This is a genomic window from Dietzia sp. SL131, from assembly GCF_026672565.1.
Classification (GTDB): Bacteria; Actinomycetota; Actinomycetes; order Mycobacteriales; family Mycobacteriaceae; genus Dietzia; species Dietzia kunjamensis.
Map to the genome: position 1 here is coordinate 3,013,626 of NZ_JAPPRI010000003.1, position 18,026 is coordinate 3,031,651.

Below are 18,026 nucleotides of genomic sequence, written 5' to 3' on the forward strand. Positions count from 1 at the left end.
TCGCCTGCGGCCCACCCTAACCGCGCCGCACCCGACCTCGCGGCGATCCACCGGCGGGAAGGCCGCCGCTCTGCCTAGTGTGGGGGCATGTCGCGCACGACGACCTCCCGTCGCTCCCGAGCGTTCACCTCCGCTCGGGACATCCTGCGGCAGCTGTACCCGTCGGACGGGGTGCTGGGCAGCATCGTCGACCGGCGGGAGATGCCCCTGCCGCGCGGGACGTGGACGATCTTCGGGGTGGCGTTCGTGGGGTTCGCGACCCCGGTGATCGGATTCGTTGAGCTGGCCGAGCGCATCCGCGGCGATGCGGGCCTGCCCTTCGACCGCCCCGTCATGCTGTGGCTGCAGAGTCGCCATTCGCCGCGCAACACGCGCATCGTCCGGGCCGTCACCGAACTCGGCGGAGTCACTGCGGTGCCGTTGTTCGCCCTGGCCACCTCGGCGTATCTGGTCTCCGTCCGGGGCAGTCGCCGGCCCGCCGCACTGTTGACGGTGTCCCTGGTGGGGTCGACGATCATCAATTCGGTGCTCAAGGCCCTGTACCGGCGGGGTCGGCCCACGTTCTTCACCCACATCGTGGAGGAGAAGAGCTACTCGTTCCCCAGCGGTCACGCCATGGCGAGCGCGGCGTTGGCCGGGTGCGCCTGCGTCCTGGCCTGGCCAACGGCGTGGCGTTACCCGGTGATCGTCGGGTCCGCGGGGTACGTCCCGGCCATCGGCGTCACCCGCATGTACCTGGGTGTGCACTTCCCGAGCGACATCCTGGCCGGCTGGTGCGTGAGCCTGGCGTGGGTGGGCGAGGTGGCGACCATCATGTGGTTGATGGACCGCCTCGACGACTCGCCGACGCCGATGATCACCCGCCGGAGGTCGGCCCGCGAGACCGTGGCGCCCGGGGTGTCGGGATGACGACGACGAGGCGCGCCCGGATCGAGCTGGGCCACGGCGACATCACCCGGATGGCCGTCGACGCGGTGGTCAACGCGGCCAACAGTTCCCTACTCGGGGGCGGCGGTGTGGACGGGGCGATCCACCGCGCGGGCGGGCCGACGATCCTGGCCGAGTGCCGGGAGCTGAGGGCGGGCCGCCTGCGAGACGGGCTGCCGACGGGACAGGCCGTCGCGACCGGTGCCGGAGATCTCCCCGCCCGCTGGGTCATCCACACCGTGGGCCCGGTCTACGAACGCACCGGCGGCGCGGAAGCAACGGGCGGCACGGGCGGCACCGGCGGCGGAGCGCTGCTGGCCGGCTGCTATCGCAATTCCCTCGCCGTGGCCGATGAGCTCGGCGCCCGCACGGTGGCCTTCCCGCTCATCTCCGCCGGGGCCTACGGCTGGCCGCGCGAGGACGCGATCCGCACCGCGCTCGGGACTCTCGCCGGCATCGACACCGAGGTGGAGTCCGCCACGCTGCTGCTGTTCGACGCAGCCACCCTGAGCTTGGCCGAGCAGTGCCTCGCCGAGATCCGGCCCCGCTGACCCGCCCCGCGCCCGGCCCGCCTCGCACTCCGGTCCGCCCCGCCCCGCGCCACCCCGCACCGCACCGCACCGCACCGCACGCACCACCCCACCCCGCACCGCACCGCACTCCGATCCGCCCCGGCCAGATCCGCTACTCTCCCTCCGGATCCGCTAGTCCAATCCGACCAGCGGATCCGTATTCGGGATAGCGGATTTTCGGCTCTTATGACTCATGCGTGGGCCTTTTGGCGGCCGGGGAGGGTGGGACGGTGGCCGCCGAGGTTGAGCATGGCCAGGGCGATGAGGGCCTCTGGTGAACGGAAGCCGAAGGCCATTCGGGTGATGAGGCGGATCTTGGTGTTGACCGATTCGATGAGCCCGTTGGAGAGGCCGTGTTCGATCGAGGCAAGGATCTCGGTCTTGTAGGTGCAGATGGTGCGCTGCAAGTGGACGAACCGTTCGATGCGGCATCGTCTGGCCCAGCTGATCCACGCTTCCAGGGCGTCTCTGGCCTCGTCGATCGGGAGTTGGAAGATCAGACGCAGGCCTTCTTTGAGCAGGTAGGCGCGGTACAGGGTGGGTTCGGTCTTGGCGATCCACGCCAGCTTGGCACTCTGCCGGGTGGTGAGATTCTCGGGGTTCTTCCAGAGCGCATATCGGGCGTGCTTGATGTCCCGGGCGTAACCGCGGGCCCGGTTGACCTTGTTGGCCAGACGACGTTCACGCAGTTGCCGTTTGTCGCCGCGGGCCTCGTTCCACACCTGTCGACGCACTTCATCCAGGGCATCGGTGGCCCACTTGACCACGTGGAACGGATCGGTACAGCGCACCGCCTCGGGGCACGCTCGGGCTACGACGTCGCCGATCCACTTCGCCCCGTCAGCGGTGACATGGGTGATCTGCCCACACCGGTCGGCCCCGAGAGCGTCGAAAAACGCCTGCACGGTGGCTTTGTCCCGGCCAATGGCAACCCACACCAGGCGACCGGTGTCGTGATCGACCACGATGGTCAGATACTTGTAGTTGCGCTTGTAGGAGATCTCGTCGATTCCGATCCTCCGCAGACCGGCCAACGGATCGGTACCGGCGACGGTGTCGGCCCAGACGCGGGCGATGATCGACCCCACCGTGCGCCAGGCGATGCGCATCAGCTGGCACGTGGCGCTCTTGGAACACTGCGTGGCCAGCCACGCGACCTGCTGGTCAAAGGGTCTGGTGTGACCGGCGCCGTGGCGGGCCCAGGGCACCTGACGCACAGTGGGACCGTGCACGGGGCAGCTCACTCGCGGCGAATCGGCCTCGAGAAACACCATCGTTGAGCCCATATCCAGACTGCGCCAGCGGCGTCGGCCAGCGCCGTTGTCGTACCGGGCCGCCGGCGTCCCGCAGACGCCGCACCGGGCCCAGTACCCCCTTCGAGGGCGAACATGTGCGACCACGATCTGCTCGTTGTGGTCGAACTCGACGTTCTCGATAACCGTTCTCTCGACGCCCAGCACCGCACGCCATAGGCTGACACCTCGCACGCCGTTCTCCGCTCTTCGGTTTGGACTTAGACACCCAAAACCTAAGCCGAGAACGGCGTGCTTCTACCCGAGATCCACCGAACGACCCATGGACAGGTCACAAGAGCCGGATTTTCGGGGGGTGGCGGAGAGCGTGGTGGTCGAGAGCGGTGCGTCGGCCCGGGGTTCGGTCGCGCCGGATGGGCGGACGCGTGACGTGCTCCCGGCGACGGTTCTGACGGAGGTCTGCGCCCCGTGGGTGGTGCTCACCGTCGGGTCGGTGCACCTCGGCCGGGCGGTGGGGTCGACCGGGTGGGGGCTCGCGACCGCCGCCGGCCTGGGCATCGTTCCGCAGGCCGCGATCACCTGGCGGGTCCGACGCAAGGCGCTGTCCGACCACCACGTCACCCGGCGGGAGGACCGCCCCCTGGTGATCGTCGGCATCGCCGGGTCGGTGGCGACCCTGCTCGCGGCCCAACGGTGGGGCGACGCCCCGGACGAGTTGCAGCGGATGACGCGGGCCGCACTGGTGGCGCTGGGCGTGGCCGGGGCCGCGACGCTCCGGATCAAGGTGTCGTTCCACACCGCCGTGCTCTCCGGGGCCGTCGCGGTGCTCGCCCGCGAACTCTCACCCCGCTACTGGCGACTGCTGGCCCTCGTACCGACGGTGGCCTGGGCGCGGGTGCGGATCAGCCACCACACCCCGGCCGAGACCGCGCTCGGGGCGGTGATCGGCGTGGCCTGCGGCTCCCTGGCCGGGGCCGGACACCGGTGATCGGGTAGTCGTCGCCCCGGCCGTCGCTGTGGGCGGGGAGGTCGGCAACAACGCCCGCCGCGCCGCGGGAGCCCTGACGGGATCCTGCGGAGCGGCGGGCGTGCGAGCCGGGAAACCGGCGAGGCTGCTCGAGCCGACGAGGCCGCCGGGCCAGCGGCGCGATGGGCCGCTGGGGCGACGTCAGATGCGGTCGACCAGCAACTTGGCGAACGCGGCCGGATCGGACAACGTGCCGCCCTCCGCGAGGACGGCCGCACCCGACAGCAGCCGGGCGGTATCGGCCAGGCCCGGCGCCGACGGATCCGATGCGTACTGCTCGCGCAGCCGCTCGACCAGCGGGTGCGTGGGGTTGAGCTCGAGGATCCGCTTGCTCGTGGGCAACTCCATGCCCGAAGCGCGGTACATGGCCTCGAGCTGCGGAGTCATGTCGAACTCGTCGCCCACCATGCACGCGGCCGATTCGGTGAGCCGGTGCGACAGGCGCACCTGCTTGACCTCGTCCGACAGCTCCTCGCCCAGCCAGGTGAGCAGGTCGGCGAACTCGGCCGCGTCGGGCTCGTCCTTGTTCTCCTCGCCCTCCGAGCCGATGCCGGACAGGTCCACGTCGCCCTTGGCCACCGACCGCAGGCGCTTGCCGTCGACCTCGCCGACCGCGTCCACCCACACCTCGTCGACCGGGTCGGTGAGGATGAGGACCTCGACGCCGCGGGCACGGAACGCCTCCAGGTGCGGGGAGTTCTCCACCGCCGCGCGGGACGTCCCGGTGAGGTAGTAGATCTCCTCCTGCCCGTCGGCCATCCGGGAGACGTACTCGGCGATGGTGGCGCCCACCTCGTCGTCGTCACGCTCGTCGTCGCGCGGGGTCTCGTCCGATCCGGACCCGGCGTTCCCGGCGCCCGCCTGGGCGGGACGCGTGGAGGCGAACGTGCTCACGGCCAGCAACTGCTCCCGGGCGTCGACGTCCGCGATCAGGCCCTCCTTGAGGACGGCACCGAAGTTTGCCCAGAAGCTGCGGAACTCCTCCGGCCGGTCGGTCCTGATCTGTTCGATCGTCTGCAGCACCCGCTTGACCAGGCGCTTGCGGATCGCCCGGATCTGACGGTCCTGCTGGAGGATCTCGCGGGAAACGTTGAGCGACAGGTCCTGGGCGTCGACGATGCCCTTGACGAAGCGCAGGAACGGCGGGACCAGCTCCTCGCAGTCGTCCATGATGAAGACACGACGGACGTAGAGCTGCACCCCGCGCTTGGTGTCCGGGGAGAACAGGTCGAACGGCACCTGCGTGGGAAGGAACAGCAGCGCCTGGTACTCGAACGTGCCCTCCGCCTTGAGGGTGATCGTCTCCAGCGGCTCGTCCCACGCGTGCGAGACGTGACGGTAGAACTCGGCGTACTCCTCGTCGGTGACCTCCGAGCGGGGCCGCGTCCACAGCGCCTTCTGGGAGTTGAGCGTCTCCGTCTCGGTGACCGTGCCGGGAGCCTCGGGCGCGGCGTCCTCGGCGGCGGCATCGTCTGCGCCGGCCCCGTCCGCGCCGGCCCCATCCGTCGACTCCGGCTCCGGCGCCGGGCGCTCGACGTCCATGCGGATCGGCCAGGCGATGAAGTCCGAGTAGGTTCGCACCACCCGGCGCAGCGTGTGCTCCTCGGCGTAGTCCGGGAGCGCCGCGTCCCCACCGGCCGGCTTGAGCTGCAGGATCACCGAGGTGCCCTGGGGAGCGTCCGGGGCGTCCTCGATCGTGTACGTGTCCTCGCCGCTCGACGTCCAGCGCGTCCCCGCACTCTCGCCTGCCTTGCGGGTGACCAGCGTGACCGTGTCCGCGACCATGAACGTCGAATAGAAGCCGATGCCGAACTGACCGATGAGGTCCGCGGTGGCCTGCTCCGAGACCTCACCGGACTCCTGCGCCGCCCGGGCCGCGGAGAGTGCCTCCCGCATCTGCCCGGTGCCCGACCTGGCGAGCGTGCCGATGAGGTCCACCACCTCGTCGCGGGACATGCCGATGCCGTTGTCGCGGATCGTCAGCGTCCGGGCGCCGGCATCCGGGATCAGCTCGATGTGCAGATCCGAGGTGTCCGCGCCGAGCGAGGAATCCTGCAGCGCGGCCAACCGGAGCTTGTCCAGCGCGTCCGAGGAGTTGGAGATGACCTCGCGCAGGAAGGTGTCCGGATTCGAATAGATCGAGTGGATCATCAGATCCAACAGCTGCCGGGTCTCGGCCTGGAACTCCCGGGTCTCTGCTGCACCGGAGGTCTGCGGGCTCATGGCGGGTATCGGTCCTTTCTCGTCACGGCTGAAGGGTTGGCGTGATCTGTTCACACCGTCCCAGTCAACCTAGTGTGAAGCACAGACATTCCTGGAGGTGAGGTGCCCGTGACCCCGACCCCGTTGAGCCCGGAGGACCTCGCGGTTCTCGACCGGGCCACCACCCTGTTCGGCCGCGCGCTCGCCGGCGGTCTCGACGGAGACTGCGACGCCTGCCCGGGATGGACCCGCCGCGACTGCGCCAACCACGTCCTGGGCGGTGGGCTGCGATACGCCGCCTACTCCTCACGGCTGCCGGAGTCGGAGATCGGGTGGACCCGCACCGCCGACCACGCCGGCGAGAAACCGGTCCCCGCCCTGCACCGCACGTCCGCCGGTCTGCGAAGGGAACTCGCGCGGGCCCGGGACGCGGACGCGACCGTCCCGCACCGCCTGGCCGACATCCCGGTCCGCGACCTGCTCGCGCTACGGGTCTTCGAACTGCTGGTCCACGCCCACGACCTCGATCCCCGGACCTGGGAGTCGACGGAGGCGGAGGACCTCGCCGCCTGGACGCTCGACCACGCCAGGAGCGTGGTGGAGTTGATGCGGTCGTTCGACGTGCTCGCCGAGGCGAGCCCCGTGACGCTCGGGGCGGACTCTCGGGCCCGACTGCTCGCGCTGTCCGGACGGCGCCCCTCCCCGGCCGGGCCGGGCGGCAACGGCGACAGCGACAGCGACAGCGACAGCGACAGCGACAGCGACCAGATTTAACGTGTCCGGCGGCGCAGACGGGTCTAGCGTTGCGTATACCGGGTAGCACCGGCACGCGGTCGCCCACGACGAGAGACTCCGACAATGGCCATGACCTGCGTCCCCTACATCTCCTTCCCCGCCAACGCGGCGGAGGCGTTCCCCTACTACCAGGAACTCTTCGGCGGAAAGCTCGAGGTGATGACCTACGACCAGTTCCCCTCCACCGAGGACTTCCCGTTCGACCCACCGCACGGTTCGGTCGCCCACGCGACCCTCGAGGCCCCCGGGATCAGCCTGACCGGCGGTGACGCCATGGGCGAGAGCCTCCCGCAGCCGCGCAGCGACGTCTACTCGTTCCTGCTGGGATTCGACACCGAGGACGAGGCCCGTGCGTTCCTGGACAAGGTCACCTTGAGCGGTGGCGAGATGGCGATGCCGTTCGGGGTCGCCCCGTGGGGTGACCGGTACGGGCAGGTCCACGATCGGTTCGGCATCCGCTGGGACGTCGTCGTGCCGGGCACCGGAGACTGAATACGCACTGACCCGGCCAAGCCACCCTTATCCGGCGCCCGTGCTTGTTACCGTTCTGGCATGGAAATTTCTGGAGCAAGTGCCATCGTCACGGGCGGTGCGTCGGGAATCGGCGCCGCCGTCGTCCGTCAGCTCGCCGCCAAGGGTGCCAAGGTGGTCGTCGCCGACCTCAATGCCGAGAAGGGTGAGGCCCTGGCGAACGAGGTCGGAGGCGTGTTCGTCTCCGTCGACGTCACCAAGACCGACCAGAACGAGAAGGCCGTCGCCGCCGCTCTCGAGCTCGGCCCGCTGCGCTACCTCGTCAACTCGGCCGGCATCGGCTGGGCGCAGCGCACCATCGGCCGCGACGGTGAGTACTCGTCGGCCTTCGACATCGACTCGTTCCGCAAGGTCATCGACATCAACCTCATCGGCTCGTTCGACATGCTGCGGCTCGCCGCCACCAAGATGAGCACGCAGGAGGCCGACGAGGACGGTCAGAAGGGCGCCATCGTCAACATGGCCTCCGTCGCCGCGTTCGACGGCCAGATCGGCCAGGCCGCCTACTCCGCCTCGAAGGGCGGCATCGTCGGCCTGACCCTGCCCGTCGCGCGTGACCTGTCCGCCGCCGGCATCCGCCTCAACACCGTGGCGCCCGGCCTCATCGACACCCCGATCTACGGCGAGGGCCCGGACTCGGAGGCGTTCAAGGCCAACCTCGGCTCGAATGTCCTGTTCCCGAAGCGTCTCGGCTCGGGCGACGAACTGGCGTCCATGGTCATGGAGCTGCTCACCAACCCGTACATGAACGCGGAGACCATCCGCGTCGACGGTGGCATCCGGATGCCACCGAAGTAGCACGCCCCCGGAATCGACCACGCCCCCGGGCATCGAAAAGGACGTTCCGCGCACTCCCTCTCGGGCGATGTGCGCGGAACGTCCTTTTCGTCGGTATGGGTGCGGGTCTCCGTCGGTGCGGGTGCGGGTCAGACCTTCGCGCGGCGCTTCTTCATCCGGCCCTCGAGGTACACGGCGAACTTGGTGAGCGTGTAGTTGACGAGGATGAACAGGATGCCCGCCACGATGTACGCGGGGACGGTGTTCGCGTACGCCGAGCCCAGGGTCTTGGACCAGTTGAGCAGCTCCAGGTAGGTGATGCCGTAGCCCAGTGCGGAGTCCTTGAGGACGACGACGAGTTGGCCGACGAGGGCCGGGAGCATCGCCGTGAGTGCCTGGGGGAGCTGGATCGAGCGCAGCACCTGCCCCGGGGTGAGGCCCACGGCCAGTCCCGCCTCGGACTGCCCCGCGGGCAGCCCGTGGACACCCGAGCGGACGAGCTCGGCGATGACCGCGCCGTTGTAGAGGGTGAGCGCGGTGACGACGGCGGCGAGCGGCGCGTGCTGGTTGGGCACGATGTTGGAGGTGGCGAAGTAGCCGAAGTAGGCGAAGACCATCATCAGCAGCACGGGCACGGAGCGGAAGAACTCCACGATCACGCTGCAGAACCAGCGCAACGGTGCGAACGGCGAGAGCCGCCCCATGCCGAAGAGCAGCCCGAAGACCACGGCGAGCACGATGGAGATCGCCGCCGCCGTGAACGTCCCCTTGAGGCCCGGGATGAGGTAGGACGTCCACACCTCGGGGTCGGTGACGAACGGCTCCCACATGAAGGCCTTGAGCTGGCCGGCCTTCTCGAACTGGAGATAGATGACGTAGGCGATGGCGACCACGAGGACCACGCCGACAGCGGTGAGGATCCTGTGCCGCAGCCGGGCCTTGGGGCCGGGGACGTCGAAAAGTACCGCCTGTGTGCTCATCGCTTCACCGACAGCTTCCGGGAGAGGGAGGTGGTCCACAGTCCGATCGGGAGGGTGAGGACCACGAAGACCATGGCGAAGAAGAAGAACGTCAGCAGGCTCGCGCCCTCGTTCTCCGTGATGACCTGGAGCAGGCCGGCGGAGTCCCCGACACCGATGACCGCCGCGACGGTGGAGTTCTTGATCAGCGCGATGACCACCGACCCCAGCGGGGCGATGGACCCGCGGAACGCCTGCGGGAGTATGACCTCTCGCATGGACTGGCCGAAGGCCAGACCGATCGAGCGGGCGGCCTCCGCCTGCCCCACCGGGACGGTGTTCACGCCGGAGCGCAGGGCCTCGCAGACATAGGCCGCGTGGTAGACGGCCAACATGATCGCGGCCCACCAGAAGGCGTTGCGGGCGAAGTCGTCCGAGACCGACAGCTGGAGGATGAAGGACAGCCCCAGGATGCTGAAGACCATCAGCAACGTCAGCGGGAGGTTCCGGAACGTGTTGACGTACGAGGTGCCCAGGCCGCGCAGGACAGCCACCGGGGACACGCGCAGGACGGCGATGATCGTCCCCAGGACCATGGCCCCGATGGTGCCCAGGACCGAGAGCTGGATCGTCACCCAGACCGCCCCGAGGACGTCGTAGTCGGCGAAGATGTCGCCCATGGTCCACCTTCCGTGGTGAGGTGCCCGCCCTCCTCCCCGCGCCAGCGGGTCGGCGCGGGGAGGGAGGCGGTGGTCGGCCGGAGCGGGTGTCGCACCGGCCGGGTCGGATCAGATCAGGAGCAGGCCTCCGGCTCGGGCGGGTTGCCCTCGCCCGGGGTGAAGCCGGCGGCGCCGAGGTTCTCCTCGACGGCGGTGTCCCAGCTGCCGTCGGAGATCATCTCGCGGATGGCCTCGTTGATCTGCTCACACTTCTCCGTATCGCCCTTCTGGATCCCGACGCCGTACCGCTCCTCGGTGAACGGCGCGCCGACCACCTTGAGCTGGCCCTGGTACTGGTCCTGGGAGGCGTACCCCGCGAGGATCGTGTCATCGGTGGTCAGCGCGTCGACGGCGTTGGACACCAGCGCCGAGACACACTCCGAGTACGTGCCGAACTCCTGCAGGTTCACACCCGGCACCTGCTCCTTGACCGTCTGGGCCGAGGTCGACCCGGTGACGGAGCACAGGCGCTTGCCGTCGAGGGAGTCGGGACCGGTGATCGAGTCGTCGTCGGAGCGGACCAGGAGGTCCTGCCCGGCGATGAAGTACGGGCCGGCGAAGCCGACCTTCTCCTTGCGGGAGTCGGTGATGGAGTAGGTGGCGACGATCATGTCGACCTGACCGGTCTCCAGCAGCGTCTCGCGCTGGGCGCTGGGTGCCTGCACCCACTCGATCTCGTCCTCCGGGGTCCCGAGCTTGTCGGCGATGTAGCGCGCCACGTCGACGTCGAGCCCGGTGTAGTCGTTGCCCTCCTTCAGCCCGAGTCCCGGCTGGTCGAACTTGATGCCGACCTTGAGCTGGTTCTCGCCACCACCGTCGTCGCTACCGCACGCGCTCACGCCGAGTGCCAGGGCGACGGCCGCCGTGGCCGCTCCGATCCGTCGGATGTTCATGGGTTCTCCTCGTGGGATGGGTGGATGGGTCTCGTTCGGGTCCGCGGACGGGCCCGACTAGTTGGTGAGGATCTTGGACAGGAAGTCCTTGGCCCGGGAGCTCTGCGGATTGGTGAAGAACTCCTCCGGGGTGGCCTGTTCGACCAGCTCCCCGTCCGCCATGAAGATCACGCGGTCGGCCGCCTTGCGGGCGAACCCCATCTCGTGGGTCACCACGACCATGGTCATACCGGTCTTGGCCAGCCCCGTCATCACGTCGAGGACCTCGTTGATCATCTCCGGGTCCAGGGCGGACGTCGGCTCGTCGAAGAGCATGACCTTGGGGTCCATCGCCAGCGACCGGGCGATCGCCACCCGCTGCTGCTGACCGCCGGACAGCTGCGCCGGGTACTTGGACGACTGCTCGTGGACACCGACCCGCTCGAGCAGTTCCATCGCGCGCTTCTCGGCCTCCGACTTGGACTGTTTGCGGACCTTGATGGGACCCAGCGTCACGTTCTCGAGGATCGTCTTGTGCGCGAACAGGTTGAACGACTGGAACACCATCCCGACGTCGGCCCGCAGTCTCGCCAGCGCCTTGCCCTCCTCGGGCAGCGGCTTGCCGTCGATGGTGATGGAGCCGCTCTCGAAGGTCTCGAGCCGGTTGATCGTGCGGCACAACGTCGACTTCCCGGACCCCGACGGGCCGATCACCACGACGACCTCCCCCTGCTCGATGGACAGGTTGATGTCCTTGAGCGCGTGGAAGTCACCGAAGTGCTTATTGACGCCTGAGATCTCGACGAGAGCCATGGTGGGATCATAAGCGTCCGATGAACGCTTGCCGGTCAACTCGGCAGTAGTTGTCCGCAGTTCGGGTTTCCCGGAACGGTCGACATGACGCTGACCGCTACGTACCGTTCTTACATGGCGATATCTGATGTAAGGGAATACGCCCATCTCTCCGCCGAGGACGTCGATGCCATCGGTGAGGAACTGGACGCGCTCCGCCAGGAGGTCGTCGACTCCCTCGGGGACGACGACCGCCGCTACGTGCAGAACACCATCCGCCTGCAGCGCGGACTGGTGACCGGCGGCCGGGTCGTCCTCCTCTTCTCCGGGTACCGACCCGTGTGGCTGGTGGGCACCGGACTACTGGCGGCCGGGAAGATCATCGAGAACATGGAGCTCGGGCACAACGTGATGCACGGGCAGTGGGACTGGATGAACGACCCGGTGATCCACTCCAGTTCCTGGGAGTGGGACATCGTGGGCACGTCCGAGCACTGGAAGGCCACCCACAACTACCACCACCACAAGTACACCAACATCGTCGGCATGGACGACGATGTCGGGTACGGCGTGGTGCGGGTGACGCGCGACCAGCCGTGGCACCCGGCGAACTCGCTCAACCTGGTGTGGAACACGATGCTCGCGTTCGCGTTCCAGTGGGGCGTCGGCGTCCAGCACCTGGAGATCGCGCCGGGGACGATCAACTCCTCGGGGTGGGACGAGCAGAAGAAGCGGATCGGACAGTTCCTGCGCAAGGCCCGGCGCCAGGTGGGCAAGGACTACGTGTGGTTCCCGCTGCTGTCGGGGCCCAACTGGAAGTCCACCATGAGCGCCAACATGACCGCCAACGTCATCCGCAACCTGTGGTCCAACGCCGTGATCTTCTGTGGCCACTTCCCGGACGGCGCCGACAAGTTCACGCTCGAGGACCTGGAGAACGAGACGCAGGCGCAGTGGTACCTGCGCCAGATGCTCGGCTCCGCGAACTTCACCGGCAGCAAGCTCACGCACTTCATGTCCGGCAACCTGTCGTTCCAGATCGAGCACCACCTCTTCCCGACGCTCCCGTCGAACCGGTACGCGGAGCTTTCGGAGAAGGTCCAGGACGTCTGCCGGCGGTGGGACCTGCCGTACACCACCGGACCGCTGTACAAGCAGTACTGGCAGTCCTGGCGCACGATCGCCAAGCTCTCGCTGCCGAACCGGTTCCTCAAGGCCACGACGGACGACGCGCCGGAGACCCGCTCGGAGAAGATGTTCGCCGGTGAGCCGAAGACCTACGACGACGCGGTGGGTCCGCGGTCGGGCCTGGTCACCGCGCTCAAGCACCACACAGGCCCCGACCAGCTGCGTCGTCTGACCCGGACGGTCTGAGCGTGGCGGGCCCGGGAGAGGGAGACCGGACCCCGAGCGTCGACGAGGCGCATCGGCGGCCAGAGGGGGCGACCGACGCCGAGGTCGAGGCGGCCGGCACCGTCGGCGAGGCGATGGAGTACATCGAGCGCGCCCGCGGGCACCTGTACGACCTGCACCAGCTGATCGGCCGGGCGGACATCCTCTTCCAAGAAGCCGCCGACCAGCTGGACGATGCCGGCCGGTCCGAGCTCGCCGCGCGCATCCGCGACGAGATGGTGGGGGTCAACGTCCTGTACGGACGCTGGACGTTCCAGATCGTCGAGGAGTTCGACGACGGGTTCTGGAGCACGGCCCGCGCCCTGGACAGTGCGGTGCGCGACGAGCTCACCGGAGGACGACGGCATGTCCACGAGGCGGAGATGAAGGAGGCCAACCGGACTGGCGGCCGCCCGGGGCACGAGGCCACCCCGCAGGATCGCAACTAGGTCCCGCGGACCGCCAGCCTGCCACCCGGGTACACGGCCGCCGACTCGCCGCCCGGGTCGTCAGCCGGTGCGGTGGCGGCCGGAGATCCTGTGCCTCTCGGCCTCGGTGAGTCCGCCCCACACTCCGTAGAGTTCACCGGAATTGAGGGCGAACTGCCGACAGGTATCGAAGACCGGGCACGTGGCGCAAACCGACTTGGCCTGCTCCTCCTTCTTGCGCCGCTCCCCCTTCGACTCCTCCTCCAGGCTGTAGAACAGGTCTTCGTGCCCGATGCACGCGGCGTTGTCACGCCAGGACCAGAAGTCCGAGGTGGGTTCGAGGTTCCTGTATCTCGGCATTCATCCTCCGTCCCTGCGCCTCGCGAAGTGCCCTACCTCGAGCCCTGAAAGTTCGTCGTTCGCAGTGAGTCCCGCAATACTGTCAGGGTTCCGAGCACGTCGCGCCGCACTTCGGGGGTCGTGAGATCGAGTATCTCCCCCGGGGACGGCATGTGTGCAGCAGTTATCAGCCTTCCTGACGACCTCGTGAGAAAATGCCTATCCGCGGATCGGGAGGCGCACATCACCCGAATCGGGCCTACCTCGTCGTCGTCGTCGTCGCCGTCGCCCGGATGACCTCCGCGGCGCGGTGTGCCGCCCCGTCCACCCCCCACCACGACCGGATCCCGGCGGCCTCGCCGTCGAGGGCGCGGTCCACCTGTGCGCGCACCTCGCGCGCGACCGCCGTCGGGCCGTCGCCGTAGCGCAGGACCGACGCGCCGGGGATGGAGCCGAGCGCCTCGGCGGTGGCGTCGTGTTCGCCGTACTCGTGCTTCCCGGGGACGACGACCAGCGGCACATCGGCGCAGGCCGCGTCGGCGACGGACGCCTGACCCGCGCCGGTCACCACGACGTCCGCAGAGCTCAGCACGGGCCAGGGGTCGGAGTGCCACTCGCCGTCGGGCCCGCCCAGTTCCACCCAGTCCGTCACGCCCAGCTCCGCCGCGGTGGTCCGCACGGCGCGCCAGAAGCGGTGATCACCGCCGGTGCCGGAGGCGTTGAGGTGGACGACACGGGGGCGACGACGAGCCCGCTCCTCGCGTCCGCGTCGCTCGAACCGGGAGACGCCCCCGATCTCGCTCACCCGCTTCTCCGCCCGCGCCACGGTCTCGCGGTGCACGCCCGGCGGCCAGGCGGCGATGAGCCTCTCGGCCGCCCGGCACCGCAGCAGATGCGGTTCGTCGTCGCGCACGCCCGGGGGAAGGGTGCTCACCATGGGTGTACCGGTCATGCGGGCGGCCAGCGACATCGCCGGGGAGCCGTCGACCCACAGCGCGCGGGGGCGTTCACGGTCCATCCACGCCACGGCGGCACGACGGGCGGCGAGGGTGATCTCGTCCCGCGCCGGCGGTCCGGCCGCGTGCGCGGCGGCGGGCCCGGTCCGTGCGTCCGGCTCTGTCGGCAGGTGGACCACGCGGGTCCCGGGGGGACGCTGGGTGTCGTCGAAGGGGCCGGTGACGAGCATCGTGACCTCGTCGCCCCGGTCGCGGAGCGCGGCGACGACCGGCAGCACCCGGTGCAGGTGCCCCCGTCCACGGTTGTGGACGTACACGCCGATCATCGCCCGGTCGCCCCTAGGCCGACCCCCGGGCGGCGCCGACGAGCGCCTCGCAGAAGGCCGGGAGATCGTCGGGCCGGCGGCTCGTGAAGACCCCGTCGTCGCTGACGAGCTCGGAGTCGACCCACTCCGCGCCAGCGTTGACCAGGTCGGTCCGCAGGCTCGGGAAGGAGGTGACCTTCCGGCCGCGCACCACGTCCGCCTCGATGAGGACCCACGGCGCGTGGCAGATCGCGAACACCGGCTTGCCAGCCTCGACCATCTCGCGCACGAGGGTCACCGCGTGCTGGTCCCCGCGCAGGGCGTCCGGGTTCGCGACGCCGCCGGGCAGGACGAGCACGTCCACGTCGGCCGCGGAGATGTCCGCACTCGTGCGGTCCACGGGCCGGGTGCCGGCCGGGCTGAGGTGATCGACCAGCCCGACCTCGCCGTCCTCCGTGCTGACGAGGACCGGCCGGAAGCCGGCGTCGGAGACGGCGTCCCACGGTTCGGTGAGCTCGACGCGCTCGATCCCCTCGGAGGCCACGAGGAAGGCGACGGTACGGGTGTCAGTGAGTGCATCCTGTGTCTCGGTCATGATCCCGATCGTGAGGTCCTGCTCGCCGCGCCGCAACCGGTCCGGCGACGGTAGACCCGGGTGCTCCGGTCCGGCACGATACCCCCATGGGCAGACGAGATCGGATGGACCGCAGAGGGCGTCGCGACAATAGGCGCGGTGGGTGCGGGTGCGGGTGCTCGCTGGTCCTGCTGCTCCTGCTTCTGGCGGGTCTGGTGGTGGCCGCGGAGTTCGGCGCGCGCTGGTACCTGTCGGACCGGGCCGAGCGCGAGGCGTCGGCGGAGCTCGGGGCGCCGGTGTCCGTGGAGTTCGGGACCAGCCCCGTGTTGTGGGACCTGGCCACGCAGCAGGCCGTGGGCACGGTCCGCCTGACCTCCCCCGGTGACGCCACCGTGCCGCGGATCGACGTGACCGGCTACTCGGTCTCGCAGGTCGACGGCGGTATCCGCGCCGAGTCCGCGGACGGCACCGCCACACTCAGCGCCGACCAGCTCGCGGCGGCCGCCGCGGAGGGCAACCCAGCGGAGGGCTCGCCGATCGCGGGCATGACGGAGGTGCGCTCGGTGCGCCCCGACGCACCGGCCGGCCTGCTGCGCGCCGACATCGGCGGCATCGCGGAGATCGGGGTGCAGCCCGGGGTGAACGACGGGCAGCTCACGCTCACGCCGCAGCAGACCTCGCTGCTGGGGTTCCCGCTGCCGGACGGGCTGTTCTCCGGCATCACCGGCACCGTCGACACGACCATGGCCTCACTGCCCGAGGGAGTGGTGATCGAGGACGCGCGCGTGGTCGACGACGGCCTCGAGGTGATGCTCGGCGGGCGTGACGTGGTGCTGCGCTAGGGGTGGTCAGTCGGGCGCCGGCGCGCACAGTCTCGTGGGCTCGGTGCGGCCGCGCACGACCTCGGACCCGACCTCCTGCCAGCGGCCACGCTCGGACTCCGCGGCGGCGTCGGCCGCCACGCCGGAGGCCAGCACCAGGCCGGGCTGCTCCTTGGCCAGCTCGCACAGCCGCGAGGCCTCGTTCACGGCGTCGCCGATGACGGTGTACTCGAAGCGGTCGTCCGAGCCCACGTACCCGGCCACGACGTCCCCGTAGGACGCCCCTATGCCGGCGCGGCAGTCCGGCACCCGCGCGGGCAGGCGCTCGGCCAGCACCCGCGCGCAGGCCAGGGTCGCGGTCGCCGGGTCCGCCATCGACCGGGGCGCGCCGAACACGACGAGCGCGGCATCGCCGAGGAAACTGTCGACGATGCCGTCGTACTCCTCCACGGTCTCCACGACCACGGAGAAGAACCGGTTGAGCACGTCCACCACCTCGCCGGCCTCGGACCGCACGGCCATCTCGGTCGAGCCGATGAGGTCGACGAACACCACGCCCACGCGCGAGTCGCGCCCGCCCAGCTCGGGATCGTCGAGCTCCGCGGCCTCGGCAACCTCGCGCCCGACGTGTCGACCGAACAGGTCGCGCAGCCGTTCGCGCTCCTGCAGCCCCGAGGCCATCTCGTTGAACCCGCGCTGCAGCTCACCGAGCTCCGTGGCGTCATAGACCACCACGCGCCGAGAGAGCGTGCCGTCGCTGATGTCCTGCATCGCCCACCGGACGCTGCGCAGCGGGGCGATCATCGACCCCGTCGCGAGGGAGATGAGGAGGAACCCGGCCAGGAGGGACGTGGCACCCAGGACGATGACGACGACGGCGAGGCGTTCCAGCGACAGGGCACGGCCCGCGAGTGTGTAGATCGCGACGATGATCAGGCCCGTGACGGGCACCCCGCTACCCAGGGCCCACGCCACCCGGAGCCGCGTCATGGCGCCGAGGAACCGAGCCCGCGGGGCGCGGCCCGTGGACAGTGCGACCGCCGCCACGGGCCGCAGGCCGAAGTCGGCGAGCAGGAACGCGGCGCCGCACACGACCATGCCGGCGAAGGAGATGGTGAACCCGACCACCGGGATCGACGTGGGGTCGACCAGGCCGTACGCGGGGGTGACGACCGCGACGCCGAGCAGCCACAGGAAGGCCTGGATGAGGGTGATGCGGGCGGGCAGGCGCAGGGTCCGGGCGCGGTCACGGTCGGTGGGCTCGCGGCCGTCGAGGAACCACCGGACGCGGCGGTAGACCGCACCGGTGACCCAGATCGTGCCCACGATGACCGCCATCGTCACGTAGACGGGCACCACGATCACCGAGGGGACGAGGAACTCCCGCGACAGCACCGCCGGGCCCGGCAGCACGAAGAAGACCAGCACCACGGCCACCGCGACGCCCACCAGGTTGGAGGCGAGCAGGGTCAGGAGCAGCAGGATCCGGACGCGCCACGCGCGCAGGCGGGCGGACTCCTCCTCCCGGCCGAGAAGCACAGACCCCAGTTCCGGTCGACGCAGCAGGGACAGGTCTATTCGCACGCCTCGTATCGTGCCACCACGGGGAGGCGATCGTGATGCCCTCGTCACACCCGGGCCGCGGGGCTGGGGTGTGGGGCCCGCTACGCGTAGGGTGGTCCTCGGACGGCCCGCACCACTCTTGCCTCGGGCCGTGCGGTTGTCGACCTCCCCGTGGTCGCGCACCGGGCGCATCGCTCATCGAAGTGGATGCGACTCCCCGCG

At 69.8% G+C, this 18,026-nt stretch carries 19 protein-coding genes; 9 read left to right on the top strand and 10 right to left on the bottom strand.

Annotation, left to right across the window (positions count from 1 at the left end; genetic code table 11):
- Nucleotides 1–87: 87 nt before the first annotated feature.
- Both OVA21_RS15045 and OVA21_RS15050 read left to right on the top strand, forming a co-directional pair.
- Complete coding sequence (locus OVA21_RS15045; protein WP_268092770.1) at nucleotides 88–909, top strand: phosphatase PAP2 family protein; 822 nt, start codon at nucleotides 88–90, stop codon at nucleotides 907–909.
- Nucleotides 906–1,478 carry an O-acetyl-ADP-ribose deacetylase gene (locus OVA21_RS15050; RefSeq protein ID WP_096906583.1) on the top strand — a complete coding sequence of 191 codons (573 nt, stop codon included), beginning with the start codon at nucleotides 906–908 and terminating at the stop codon, nucleotides 1,476–1,478. The genes OVA21_RS15045 and OVA21_RS15050 overlap by 4 nt, the downstream gene beginning before the upstream one ends.
- 212 nt (nucleotides 1,479–1,690) lie before the next feature.
- On the opposite strand, the gene OVA21_RS15055 is transcribed toward OVA21_RS15050, so the two are convergent.
- Complete coding sequence (locus OVA21_RS15055) at nucleotides 1,691–2,986, bottom strand: ISL3 family transposase (RefSeq protein WP_163376978.1); 1,296 nt, start codon at nucleotides 2,984–2,986, stop codon at nucleotides 1,691–1,693.
- An 88-nt stretch (nucleotides 2,987–3,074) separates the two neighbouring features.
- Here OVA21_RS15055 and OVA21_RS15060 point away from each other — a divergent pair, with 88 nt between their 5' ends.
- Nucleotides 3,075–3,740 carry a hypothetical protein gene (locus OVA21_RS15060; RefSeq protein ID WP_268092771.1) on the top strand — a complete coding sequence of 222 codons (666 nt, stop codon included), beginning with the start codon at nucleotides 3,075–3,077 and terminating at the stop codon, nucleotides 3,738–3,740.
- Nucleotides 3,741–3,920: 180 nt separating this feature from the next.
- On the opposite strand, the gene htpG is transcribed toward OVA21_RS15060, so the two are convergent.
- A complete protein-coding gene (htpG, locus tag OVA21_RS15065) occupies nucleotides 3,921–6,002 on the bottom strand; it encodes a molecular chaperone HtpG (RefSeq protein ID WP_268092772.1) in 2,082 nt (693 codons plus the stop codon).
- 108 nt (nucleotides 6,003–6,110) lie between these two features.
- On the opposite strand from htpG, the gene OVA21_RS15070 reads away from it, so the two are divergent.
- The 3 genes from OVA21_RS15070 to OVA21_RS15080 all read left to right on the top strand — a co-directional run bounded on the left by OVA21_RS15070 (nucleotide 6,111) and on the right by OVA21_RS15080 (nucleotide 8,105).
- On the top strand, nucleotides 6,111–6,755 hold the full coding sequence (locus OVA21_RS15070) for a maleylpyruvate isomerase N-terminal domain-containing protein (protein ID WP_268092773.1): 645 nt from the start codon (nucleotides 6,111–6,113) through the stop codon (nucleotides 6,753–6,755).
- An 84-nt stretch (nucleotides 6,756–6,839) separates the two neighbouring features.
- Complete coding sequence (locus tag OVA21_RS15075; RefSeq protein ID WP_096906581.1) at nucleotides 6,840–7,268, top strand: VOC family protein; 429 nt, start codon at nucleotides 6,840–6,842, stop codon at nucleotides 7,266–7,268.
- Nucleotides 7,269–7,328: 60 nt separating this feature from the next.
- Nucleotides 7,329–8,105, top strand: coding sequence for an SDR family NAD(P)-dependent oxidoreductase (locus OVA21_RS15080; RefSeq protein ID WP_067718885.1), 777 nt, complete (start codon nucleotides 7,329–7,331; stop codon nucleotides 8,103–8,105).
- Nucleotides 8,106–8,233: 128 nt separating this feature from the next.
- Here OVA21_RS15080 and OVA21_RS15085 read toward each other — a convergent pair whose 3' ends face one another.
- The 4 genes from OVA21_RS15085 to OVA21_RS15100 all read right to left on the bottom strand — a co-directional run bounded on the left by OVA21_RS15085 (nucleotide 8,234) and on the right by OVA21_RS15100 (nucleotide 11,447).
- On the bottom strand, nucleotides 8,234–9,064 hold the full coding sequence (locus OVA21_RS15085) for an amino acid ABC transporter permease (RefSeq protein WP_069389524.1): 831 nt from the start codon (nucleotides 9,062–9,064) through the stop codon (nucleotides 8,234–8,236).
- Nucleotides 9,061–9,723, bottom strand: coding sequence for an amino acid ABC transporter permease (locus OVA21_RS15090; RefSeq protein WP_067718880.1), 663 nt, complete (start codon nucleotides 9,721–9,723; stop codon nucleotides 9,061–9,063). Before OVA21_RS15090 ends, OVA21_RS15085 begins: the two co-directional genes overlap by 4 nt.
- A gap of 113 nt (nucleotides 9,724–9,836) precedes the next feature.
- On the bottom strand, nucleotides 9,837–10,655 hold the full coding sequence (locus OVA21_RS15095) for a glutamate ABC transporter substrate-binding protein (RefSeq protein WP_096906580.1): 819 nt from the start codon (nucleotides 10,653–10,655) through the stop codon (nucleotides 9,837–9,839).
- 57 nt (nucleotides 10,656–10,712) lie between these two features.
- Nucleotides 10,713–11,447: an amino acid ABC transporter ATP-binding protein gene (locus OVA21_RS15100; protein ID WP_069389523.1), complete on the bottom strand. Its 735-nt coding sequence runs from the start codon at nucleotides 11,445–11,447 to the stop codon at nucleotides 10,713–10,715.
- 114 nt (nucleotides 11,448–11,561) lie between these two features.
- Here OVA21_RS15100 and OVA21_RS15105 point away from each other — a divergent pair, with 114 nt between their 5' ends.
- Entirely contained in the window at nucleotides 11,562–12,800 is a 1,239-nt protein-coding gene (locus tag OVA21_RS15105) for a fatty acid desaturase family protein (protein ID WP_268092774.1), read from the top strand.
- Between the two features lie 2 nt (nucleotides 12,801–12,802).
- A complete protein-coding gene (locus tag OVA21_RS15110) occupies nucleotides 12,803–13,267 on the top strand; it encodes a hypothetical protein (RefSeq protein ID WP_096906578.1) in 465 nt (154 codons plus the stop codon).
- A gap of 60 nt (nucleotides 13,268–13,327) precedes the next feature.
- Here the strand turns inward: OVA21_RS15110 and OVA21_RS15115 are convergent, their stop codons facing one another.
- The 3 genes from OVA21_RS15115 to OVA21_RS15125 all read right to left on the bottom strand — a co-directional run bounded on the left by OVA21_RS15115 (nucleotide 13,328) and on the right by OVA21_RS15125 (nucleotide 15,441).
- On the bottom strand, nucleotides 13,328–13,606 hold the full coding sequence (locus tag OVA21_RS15115) for a WhiB family transcriptional regulator (RefSeq protein ID WP_067718868.1): 279 nt from the start codon (nucleotides 13,604–13,606) through the stop codon (nucleotides 13,328–13,330).
- Between the two features lie 238 nt (nucleotides 13,607–13,844).
- Nucleotides 13,845–14,867 (bottom strand): glycosyltransferase, encoded by a 1,023-nt coding sequence (locus OVA21_RS15120; protein WP_096906577.1) that lies wholly within the window; start codon nucleotides 14,865–14,867, stop codon nucleotides 13,845–13,847.
- 13 nt (nucleotides 14,868–14,880) lie between these two features.
- A complete protein-coding gene (locus OVA21_RS15125; protein WP_067719144.1) occupies nucleotides 14,881–15,441 on the bottom strand; it encodes a type 1 glutamine amidotransferase domain-containing protein in 561 nt (186 codons plus the stop codon).
- Nucleotides 15,442–15,527: 86 nt separating this feature from the next.
- On the opposite strand from OVA21_RS15125, the gene OVA21_RS15130 reads away from it, so the two are divergent.
- Complete coding sequence (locus OVA21_RS15130) at nucleotides 15,528–16,262, top strand: LmeA family phospholipid-binding protein (RefSeq protein WP_067718862.1); 735 nt, start codon at nucleotides 15,528–15,530, stop codon at nucleotides 16,260–16,262.
- 6 nt (nucleotides 16,263–16,268) lie between these two features.
- Here the strand turns inward: OVA21_RS15130 and OVA21_RS15135 are convergent, their stop codons facing one another.
- A complete protein-coding gene (locus tag OVA21_RS15135; protein WP_227022203.1) occupies nucleotides 16,269–17,825 on the bottom strand; it encodes an adenylate/guanylate cyclase domain-containing protein in 1,557 nt (518 codons plus the stop codon).
- Nucleotides 17,826–18,026 lie beyond the last annotated feature (201 nt).

What these genes read in the sequence shown, in the direction of transcription:
- OVA21_RS15085 (WP_069389524.1), bottom strand. Translation starts at nt 9,064, where the DNA reads ATGAGCACACAGGCGGTACTTTTCGACGTCCCCGGCCCCAAGGCCCGG.
- OVA21_RS15115 (WP_067718868.1), bottom strand. Translation starts at nt 13,606, where the DNA reads ATGCCGAGATACAGGAACCTCGAACCCACCTCGGACTTCTGGTCCTGG.
- OVA21_RS15100 (WP_069389523.1), bottom strand. Translation starts at nt 11,447, where the DNA reads ATGGCTCTCGTCGAGATCTCAGGCGTCAATAAGCACTTCGGTGACTTC.
- OVA21_RS15125 (WP_067719144.1), bottom strand. Translation starts at nt 15,441, where the DNA reads ATGACCGAGACACAGGATGCACTCACTGACACCCGTACCGTCGCCTTC.
- OVA21_RS15095 (WP_096906580.1), bottom strand. Translation starts at nt 10,655, where the DNA reads ATGAACATCCGACGGATCGGAGCGGCCACGGCGGCCGTCGCCCTGGCA.
- OVA21_RS15060 (WP_268092771.1), top strand. Translation starts at nt 3,075, where the DNA reads ATGGACAGGTCACAAGAGCCGGATTTTCGGGGGGTGGCGGAGAGCGTG.
- OVA21_RS15080 (WP_067718885.1), top strand. Translation starts at nt 7,329, where the DNA reads ATGGAAATTTCTGGAGCAAGTGCCATCGTCACGGGCGGTGCGTCGGGA.
- htpG (WP_268092772.1), bottom strand. Translation starts at nt 6,002, where the DNA reads ATGAGCCCGCAGACCTCCGGTGCAGCAGAGACCCGGGAGTTCCAGGCC.
- OVA21_RS15130 (WP_067718862.1), top strand. Translation starts at nt 15,528, where the DNA reads ATGGGCAGACGAGATCGGATGGACCGCAGAGGGCGTCGCGACAATAGG.
- OVA21_RS15120 (WP_096906577.1), bottom strand. Translation starts at nt 14,867, where the DNA reads ATGATCGGCGTGTACGTCCACAACCGTGGACGGGGGCACCTGCACCGG.
- OVA21_RS15075 (WP_096906581.1), top strand. Translation starts at nt 6,840, where the DNA reads ATGGCCATGACCTGCGTCCCCTACATCTCCTTCCCCGCCAACGCGGCG.
- OVA21_RS15105 (WP_268092774.1), top strand. Translation starts at nt 11,562, where the DNA reads ATGGCGATATCTGATGTAAGGGAATACGCCCATCTCTCCGCCGAGGAC.
- OVA21_RS15045 (WP_268092770.1), top strand. Translation starts at nt 88, where the DNA reads ATGTCGCGCACGACGACCTCCCGTCGCTCCCGAGCGTTCACCTCCGCT.
- OVA21_RS15090 (WP_067718880.1), bottom strand. Translation starts at nt 9,723, where the DNA reads ATGGGCGACATCTTCGCCGACTACGACGTCCTCGGGGCGGTCTGGGTG.
- OVA21_RS15050 (WP_096906583.1), top strand. Translation starts at nt 906, where the DNA reads ATGACGACGACGAGGCGCGCCCGGATCGAGCTGGGCCACGGCGACATC.